General features: G+C 70.2%; 9 protein-coding genes and 1 pseudogene. 6 read left to right on the plus strand and 4 right to left on the minus strand.

What is annotated here, in order from left to right; translation table 11 throughout:
* The 3 genes and pseudogenes from AC08OJ_RS16585 to AC08OJ_RS16595 all read left to right on the plus strand — a co-directional run.
* A partial coding sequence (locus AC08OJ_RS16585) for a hypothetical protein (RefSeq protein WP_476596204.1) occupies nucleotides 1–240 on the plus strand: 240 nt, incomplete at its 5' end.
* Between the two features lie 151 nt (nucleotides 241–391).
* Nucleotides 392–1,276, plus strand: coding sequence for a hypothetical protein (locus tag AC08OJ_RS16590; RefSeq protein ID WP_476596205.1), 885 nt, complete (start codon nucleotides 392–394; stop codon nucleotides 1,274–1,276).
* Nucleotides 1,277–1,511: 235 nt separating this feature from the next.
* Nucleotides 1,512–2,165: pseudogene (locus AC08OJ_RS16595) on the plus strand (serine/threonine-protein kinase); the annotation flags it as partial.
* 218 nt (nucleotides 2,166–2,383) lie between these two features.
* On the opposite strand, the gene AC08OJ_RS16600 reads toward AC08OJ_RS16595, so the two are convergent.
* A complete protein-coding gene (locus AC08OJ_RS16600) occupies nucleotides 2,384–2,755 on the minus strand; it encodes a hypothetical protein (RefSeq protein ID WP_476596206.1) in 372 nt (123 codons plus the stop codon).
* A gap of 116 nt (nucleotides 2,756–2,871) precedes the next feature.
* Between AC08OJ_RS16600 and AC08OJ_RS16605 the strand changes: the two genes are divergently transcribed.
* The 3 genes from AC08OJ_RS16605 (at nucleotide 2,872) to AC08OJ_RS16615 (ending at nucleotide 5,616) form a co-directional block, all read left to right on the plus strand.
* Nucleotides 2,872–4,113: a WD40 repeat domain-containing protein gene (locus AC08OJ_RS16605; protein ID WP_476596207.1), complete on the plus strand. Its 1,242-nt coding sequence runs from the start codon at nucleotides 2,872–2,874 to the stop codon at nucleotides 4,111–4,113.
* A 201-nt stretch (nucleotides 4,114–4,314) separates the two neighbouring features.
* Nucleotides 4,315–4,821, plus strand: coding sequence for a universal stress protein (locus tag AC08OJ_RS16610; RefSeq protein WP_476596208.1), 507 nt, complete (start codon nucleotides 4,315–4,317; stop codon nucleotides 4,819–4,821).
* A 357-nt stretch (nucleotides 4,822–5,178) separates the two neighbouring features.
* The gene (locus AC08OJ_RS16615; RefSeq protein ID WP_476594023.1) at nucleotides 5,179–5,616 is read left to right on the plus strand and encodes an SsgA family sporulation/cell division regulator; all 438 of its coding nucleotides are present in this window, start codon (nucleotides 5,179–5,181) and stop codon (nucleotides 5,614–5,616) included.
* A gap of 131 nt (nucleotides 5,617–5,747) precedes the next feature.
* Here AC08OJ_RS16615 and AC08OJ_RS16620 read toward each other — a convergent pair whose 3' ends face one another.
* The 3 genes from AC08OJ_RS16620 to AC08OJ_RS16630 all read right to left on the minus strand — a co-directional run bounded on the left by AC08OJ_RS16620 (nucleotide 5,748) and on the right by AC08OJ_RS16630 (nucleotide 8,043).
* On the minus strand, nucleotides 5,748–6,053 hold the full coding sequence (locus AC08OJ_RS16620; RefSeq protein ID WP_462185878.1) for a hypothetical protein: 306 nt from the start codon (nucleotides 6,051–6,053) through the stop codon (nucleotides 5,748–5,750).
* A 109-nt stretch (nucleotides 6,054–6,162) separates the two neighbouring features.
* Nucleotides 6,163–7,017: an ABC transporter permease gene (locus AC08OJ_RS16625; RefSeq protein ID WP_476596209.1), complete on the minus strand. Its 855-nt coding sequence runs from the start codon at nucleotides 7,015–7,017 to the stop codon at nucleotides 6,163–6,165.
* A 6-nt stretch (nucleotides 7,018–7,023) separates the two neighbouring features.
* The gene (locus AC08OJ_RS16630) at nucleotides 7,024–8,043 is read right to left on the minus strand and encodes an ATP-binding cassette domain-containing protein (protein ID WP_476596210.1); all 1,020 of its coding nucleotides are present in this window, start codon (nucleotides 8,041–8,043) and stop codon (nucleotides 7,024–7,026) included.
* Nucleotides 8,044–8,122: the final 79 nt, after the last annotated feature.

Raw genomic sequence — 8,122 nt, forward strand, 5'->3', positions numbered from 1 at the left:
CCCACCGCCCATGCCGAAGCCGGTGCCGAACCCGGTACCGAACCCGGAGACCCCCAGCGGTACCCCGTCTCCCTACTCCGATCCGAGTACGACGATCTGCCCGTCGGGGACGACGACGGACGCTGGTGGGCGCTGCACGCCCAGTTCGCCGGCCTGCCCGGCCGCGGCCACGGGCAATGCGGGCGGCCCCTGCGACCAGCACGGTCCGGCCTGCCCACCGAGCACGCCTCGATCGGCTGACGCGGCGGCGTCATCACCGCCGAACGGTGCCTGCCCACAACCCCGGTGCGCCTCCGGGCCGGCGTCGGTGTCGACATCAATGCCAGGTACAGATACAGGTACAGAATGTGATGGCGGCGGTCCCCAGCAATGCACGACGCCCGCCCCCGCGTTGCCGCTCGGCCTGGTCGACGCGACGCCCTGCCCCACTCCCACGGAGGACACGGAGACCACGTCACCTCCCATCACCTCGTCCCCGGTCACCGACTCCACCAAGCCGGGCTCCAATGGGGAGAAGGAGACCTCGGTTACCTGTCCGGACGGGTCCGTGCGCCGATCGGCCGACCAGTGCCCCTTGCCGCAGAAGGCCTGCCCCGGTTCGGTGGTCGGCGTCGCCGTGGGCGAAGCCTGCCCGCCGCCGCGGCCATCCCCGCCGGTCCCGGTCGTCTGCTGGGACGGTTCCGTGCGCGCGGCGACGCTCGACTGCCCCGCCGGGCGCCGGCTCTGCCCCGGCGGCCTCGCGGTTCCGCTCGACGAGCAGTGCGCGGCACCCACCCCGTCTCGCTGCCCGAAGGGGACGGTGCGCGTGCTGGGCGTGTGCACACCCGTGTCCGAGCCCGGCGGGTCCGAGCCCGGCGTGTCAGAGCCGGATGTGGGGGAGCCGGTGGCACGCGAGGCACGTCCCGGTGAGCTGTTGTTCGACCGGAGCGCCGTGACGGCTGGAGATACGCTGTTCGCCCGGGGTGCCGGCTGCAGACCCGGGTCGCAGGCCATGCTCACCGCGGGCGGCGAGCTGGTCGGACGGACCGTTGCCGACCAGGACGGCACGTTCGAGACCGTGGTCCAGTTCGCCAGCTTCCAGCCGGGTTACCGTCCGGTCACCGCCGCCTGCGGAGCTAACCTCACCGCCGGTATAGACATGGTGCTGGTCTCCGCGGACACCAGCGCTTCGCCTCCATCGGTGCTGCTTCCGCTCTTCTTGGCGCTGTCGTTCCTGGCCGTGCACTACCAGATAGCGGCCCGTGGACGTCGGCGCGCCAGGTCGCAGCGCCGTTAGGTGTCATGCGCCGCCAGACATTACCGGGTGTTGCCGGGTGTTACCGGTGCGGGTGGACTGCTGACCGACACCCTTGAGAACCTCGGGATCCTCGACAACCTCGGGCGGGAGTGATCATCTAATGTCCCACCCACCCGGCCGGAGTGGACCCGCGGACCGACCCGCGGATCATGCTGCCTCCGAACCGACCGAGGTCGGTCCCTATCGGCTGGTGCGGCGTCTCGGCGCGGGTGGGATGGGGACCGTCTACCTGGGGGAGAACACCGCCGGTGGTCTGGTCGCGGTCAAACTGATCCGGGCGGATCTCGCCCGGTTGGCCGAGTTCCGCAGCCGGCTCAAGCAGGAGGCCGACAACGCCCGGCGGGTCGCTCGTTTCTGCACGGCGGCGGTCCTCGACGTCGACATCACCGCCGATCCGCCTTATCTGGTGACCGAGTACGTCGACGGGCCGACGCTGTCCGAGGCGGTCGGCACGCGCGGCCCGTTAACCCCGGCGGAGCTTCATCAGCTGGCGGTGAGCATGACCACCGCGCTGATGGCGATCCACCAGGCCGGACTCGTGCACCGGGATCTGAAGCCGTCCAACATCCTGCTGTCCCGGCTCGGACCGAAGGTGATCGATTTCGGTATCGCGCGCGCCCTGGACTCCGCGACGGTACTCAGCGGGGATCGCCAGCTCGGGACGCCGGCGTTCATGGCGCCGGAACAGGCCTTAGGCGAGCAGGTCACCTCGGCGGCGGACGTGTTCGCCTGGGGCGGTATCCTTATCTTCGCCGGGACCGGTCGTTACCCGTTCGGTAACGGCCCTGCTCCCAGCGTGCTGTACCGGACGGTCAACGATCCTCCGATGCTTGACGGCTTCGAGGACAGCCTGCGGCCCCTGGTCTCCGATGCGATGCGCAAGGCAGCGGCGGAGCGACCCACCGCCGAGAAGCTCTACGCGCGTCTTCTGGACCTACGTGCCGAAGCCCCGATGGTGGCCAAGGGGCTGTCCCTGTCCGAGGTGACCGCGCTGATCCGGCCGCTGAACACGCCTCTCGGCGGCGCCTCCGGGACGCCGGCGAGCGACGCCGACCTCGCGGGTCCGGTCACGCCCGTCACCGGCCATCAGCCGATCGGACCCCCGCCGCCCGCGAACCCGATCTCGTTCCCGGGGCCGGGCATTCCCGGGGCATCATCCCGGTCCGGCCCGTCGTCGGTTCCGGGCCCGTCGTCGGTTCCGGGTGTGTCGTTCCCGCCGGTGGCATCGTCGGTTCCCGGCCCGCCGTCTCCGCCGGAGCCCTCGTCGGTTCCGGAGCCCTCGTCGGTTCCGGGCCCGACGTCTTCTCCCGGGCTAGGGTCGTCCTCGTCGGGGAGCGAGGCGTCACCGTCCGGGCCGGATGCCCGCTGGCGGCCGGGCGCCGGCTCGTCGTCCCGGTCCCGGGACTTCGCCGATGCTCTGGTGACGGTCTGGACCGATGACGAACACAGCCAGGACACCGGGCGAGGAGCGTCCCGGTCGTCCTCGTCTCAGCGGTCGTCCTCGTCGTCGCAGAGGTCCTCGTCCACCGCGCCACCGGGCCCGCAACCGACGTCCGCTGATCATCGTTGCCCTGGTGGCTGCCGTCACCGTGCTCGTGACGACGGTCGCCATCGTGTCCACCAGGGGCGGGGCCTCGCGGACCGAGACGAGCGTGCCCGAGGCGGTCGCCGAGCGGGCGCTGCTCCTCCAGGATGGCAACACGGGACTCGCCCGTCGGCTCGCGCTCGCGGCCTACCGCGCCGAGCCGCGCTCGGCCAGGACCCGGAGCGCGATGATCGTGCTGTTCGGTGCCGGGATCACCCCGACCACCATCCCCGTCGGGACCGGTGCCCTGCTGGCGCTCGCGGTGAGCCCGGACGGGCATTGGACCGCGGCGGGGAGCGACAACGGAACCGTCACGGTATGGGAAGTCGTCGGTCGGACCGAGCTGGTCCGGCGCACCTCCGTCTCGGTGTCGAGCCGCAGCTGGGTCGAGTCGCTGGCGTTCAACCGGGACAGTGGCCTGCTCGCCGCGGGCCACTCCGACGGCACGATCCGGCTGTGGAACCTGCACGCCCCCGACCAGATGGTCCGATGGTCGACCATCCAGGCCCACACCGGCGCGGTGCAGTCGGTGGCCTTCAGCCCGGACAGCAACACTCTCGGGTCCGCCAGTGCGGACGGCATCGTCGCGCTGTGGGATGTCACGGACCCGGCGCATCCGAAGCAGCGCGTCCGGGCGGACGGTCAGACCAGGGGAGCGCGCTCGGTGGCCTTCGCGTCGAACGGCACCCTGCTCGCGTTCGCTGGTGACGACGGCACCGTCCATCTGTGGAACATCCGGGACGCGGCGCGGCCGACCGCGGGTGGAATCCTGCGCGGGCACAGCCGTGGGGTGCGGTCCGTGGTCTTCACCGGCGACGGAGGCGTTCTGGTCTCCGGCGGCGTCGACGCCACGGTGCGCCTGTGGGAGGTGCGGTATCCGGATAATCCCGCCCGTGGCGTCGCCACCGGCTCTTTGGGCGGGGTCCAGAGCGTGGCCTTCGAGACGGGTGCCGACGTCGTCGCATCCGCCGGTGATGACGAGACGGTCCGGCTGACCGACATCTCCCGTCTGGACAGGCCGATCCTGCTGACCCAGTGGCACGGGCACACCCAGCCGATCAGCGCGATCGCCTTCGTCTCCGGCACGGGCGTCGTCGTCTCGGCTGGTCACGACGGGACATTGCGGCTGTGGGACGCCGAGCCCGGCCGGCTCGCGGACACCGCGTGCGCCGATCCGGCGAACCGGATCACCGCCTTCAGGGAGATGAGTTACCGGGCTTCCTGCGGTTGAGTTGACGACGGGCCGGCCGCCGGATTGCTAGTCAGGTCCACTGGAGCGGCCTGCCAGGTGAACCGTCCGGCTTTTCGACCGCAGGCGAGGGCTTCACCGTCGAGGGCGTGCTGGGTTACGTCCTCACGGGTTGAGATCCGCCGGAGGAGGACGTCGACCCGCGCCCACCGACGCACCGGTCGACGGGGAAGACTGGTTGGTGTGAATGCTGCAGAAGGCCGGGCGGTGCTGTCGGTCGAGGACTTCGGGCCCTCCTGGAAGCGGGGGCCCTTCGAGTTGGGCACGGACGGCCCGCAGGTGATCATGACCGGGGTCGACGGGTCGCGGACGTCGATGCGCGCGGCAGCCTACGCGGCCGGGCTGGCCCGCCGCCAGTCGTCCCGACTGGTGGTGGTCTATGTCGCGGCCCCCTCGGTGTGGGCGGCGATGTCCCCGGCGCCGGCCGGGGAGGCGATGCAGCAAGTGATTGACTCGGTCATCGGTGAGGTGCGCGAGGCGATCCTGGAGCGGTCCGAGGAGCTGGGCGTCTCCATCCGGTTCGTCGTGCGGGCCGGCGATCCGTTCGAGGCGCTCAAGCGGAGCGCGACGGAGGAACAGGCGGACATGGTTGTCATCGGGGCGTCCGAGAGCGCCGGGCACCGCCTGGTCGGTTCCCTGGCGAGCCGGATGGTCCGCGGCGGTCGCTGGCCGGTCACCGTCGTGCCGTAGGGCCCGGATGGTTGTCCGGGCCGTCCGGTGGGGGCGGATGGTCCTGGCGGCCGGGGCCGGCTCCCTCCCACCGGTACGACGGCCAGCATCGGCACCCGTCGGGCCAGTAACGAGGTCATCGCCGCACCCGTCGGCGGACTCGGCCGGAATCTCTCGACGTGGGGTCGCCGAAACCATGCCGAAACCGTGACAAAATAGCGATGGAATCGTGACGTTGCGTTCACTCGCCGGCTATGCCGACCGGCCCGGCCGTGCCGGGTTGATCCGCCCGTCCAGAGAGGCCCGTCGGGCGGCCAAACCGGGCGTCGCCGGGCGCGATGCTGAACAGTGTCGAATCCGACCTGTTGGGAGGCAGCGATGCTCCGTCACAGCTCGACGCCCGCGCATATCGTGGCGCGCGATCTATCCGTTGACTACGTCATGGAGGAGGGGGAGCGAGAAGCGATTCCCGGCACACTCCGTTACGACCCGGCTGATCCCTTCGCTGTCGAGTTGATCCTACGTCCCGGTGAAGAGGCCATCACCTGGATCTTCGCTCGCGCGCTGCTAGCCGAAGGGATCGAGGTTCCCGCCGGGACCGGCGACGTGCGCATCCGGCCGACGGCGTCCAAGGGGCGGTCGGTGATCACGGTGTCCCTGTCCAGTCCGTCGGGGCATGCCGATCTTGAGCTGGCGAAGTCGAAGGTCATCGCCTTTCTCGCCGACTGCCACGGGCAGGTTCCAGTGGGGCGGGAGAGTAACGGCATCGACTGGGACAACGAGCTTCACATGCTGCTGCACACCCGGAACACCTGACCGCTTCGGGTGTTCTCAAAGATCTCATCATGAACTCTGGTAATGACGATTCCTGTCCGCGGCGCCGGTCCGGTCCGCGGCGCGGATACGGGGAACCGTAGCCGTCCCCCGCCCGTGTCCCGCGCGTCCGCTCAGAAGGTGTCGGGCGCGCCTTCGATCGGCTGCCAGACCTGAATCTCCGGGGGTCCCTCGACGCCGGCGTCCCGCATGAGGGCGGCTATCTCGGGCTGATTGGTGAAGAACTCCTGGAACGCCTCCGCGGAATCCCATTCATCGAGGATGATGACCTGCCCGTCGCCGGCAAGGAAACGATGGTGCAAGGCTCCCACCTTTTTTGCCTGCTCGGCGACGGATGTGAAGATATCCGCCTTCGATGCGAACAGCTGCTGAAGAGCCGCTGGATCGACTTTCAGAGTCATGGCGACGATAACACTCATTTGAACCCCCATTATGTTGCCTGGCTCGGGTGACTATAGCGCATCGTCTCAGGACCCGGAAGACGGCTTGTCTGCCTCCGGGGATGCTGCGGCGTCGCCCCGGCACCGGTCAGACTCGGCGTTTGAACGCGGTGAGGGCGAGCGGCGCGAAGACCGCGGCCAGCCCCGCCGCCCAGACCAGCGCGTGCCAGGTCGGCGTGGCCATCGGGCCCGAGACCAGCAGGCCTCGGGTCGCGTCGGCCAGGGCCGTCACCGGGTTCACCTTGACGAACGCCTGCAACCAGCCCGGCATCGACGACGTCTCGACGAACACGTTGCTGATGAAGGTCAACGGGAAGATGAGGGTGAACCCGAAGGCCATCACCTTCTCCGGCTCCGAGACGAGCATCCCGACCAGCACGGAGATCCATGAGATCGCCAGCGCGAACAGGACCACGAGGCCGCAGGCGGCCAGTGCCTGCAGCGGGCCGGTCTCGATGCGGAAACCCAGCACGTATCCGAGGCCGAGCAGCATGGCGATGGCCCAGATCTGCTTGACGAGATCGGCGACGATGCGCCCGGCCAACGGCGCGGACCGGGCGATCGGCAGGGAGCGCAACCGGTCGAACACGCCCTTGGTGAGGTCGGCGTTGAGCCCCATGCCGGTGTTCAGGGTCGTGAACAGGGTGTTCTGCACGATGATGCCGGGCAGCGCGAACGTCAGATAGTCGGAGGTCGAGCCGGAGATCGCCCCGCCGAACACATAGGTGAACAGCAGGAAGAACATCAGCGGCTGCACGCTGAAGTCGAGCAGTTCCATCGGGTTGTGCTTGACCTGGACGAGCGTGCGCCAGGCCAGGGTCGCGGTGTGGCGAAGCGCGTCGAGCGGGGTGACCCGCGCGGCGCCGACCGGCTCGGCGGTGCCGTGCGTCGAGAAGCGTGGCTGGTCGGGGGTGGGCGTGGTCGGGCTGGTCAGGGTCGTCACGGCAGCTCAGCTCCTCGTCGCCGCGGGGATCTTCGCGGCCGTGTCGGTTGTGGTGGCGGCCTGGCCGGAGGCGGTGGCCGGGTGGCCGGTCAGGGACAGGAAGACCTCGTCGAGGCTGGAGCCGCGCATGGCCAGCTCGCCCACCCTCACCCCGGCGTCGTCGAGCCGACGGACGACCGCGGGCAGCACGGCGGGGTCGGTGACTCGGACACTGACGAGTGTGCCCGCCACCGCCGGGGCCGCGCCGACCACCTCCGCGACGGTGGTTGCCACCAGCGCCACGTCTGCGGCGTCGAGCGGGCGGACCTCGAGGGCCTGGCCGCCCGCCCGGTTCTTCAGCTGGTCCGGCGTGCCCTGCGCGATGACCCGGCCGTGGTCGACGACCGCGATCTCGTCCGCGAGCTGGTCGGCCTCCCCCAGATACTGGGTGGTGAGCAGCACCGTGACGCCCTGGCCGCCCACGAGGTCGCGGACGATGTCCCACATCTCGTTGCGGCTGCGCGGATCCAAGCCGGTCGTCGGCTCGTCGAGGAACAGCAGGCGCGGGCGCCCCACCAGGCTCGCGGCCAGGTCGAGTCGCCGGCGCATGCCACCGGAGTAGGTCTTCGCAGAGCGGTTCGCCGCGTCGTCCAGACGGAAGCCAGCGAGCAGCTCCCGGGCCCGCGCCTTGGCTGCGGACCGCGGCAGGCCGAGCAGCCGGCCGATCATCACGAGGTTCTCGGTGCCGGTGAGCATCTCGTCGACGGAGGCGTACTGGCCGGTCAGCCCAATGAGCTGGCGCACACGGTGACTGTCGTGCAGCACGTCGTAGCCGCCGACGAGGGCGGTGCCGGCATCCGGGCGCACCAGGGTCACGAGGATCCGCACGATCGTGGTCTTGCCCGCGCCGTTCGGGCCCAGCAGACCGAAGACGGTGCCGGCCGGCACCGTCAGGTCGACGCCCGCCAGCGCCGTCGTCTCGCCGTAGCGCTTGACGAGCCCGTCGGAGACGATCGCGGGGGTGGGAGGTTCTCGTCTGTCCGTCATGGGATCAGCATGCCGGCTACCACTGACACTTTGGCCACCCTGGCGGGACGGCGGTGACCGTCTGGGCTTGTCTTCCGCA

This window comes from Frankia sp. CgKIO3, assembly GCF_977946435.1.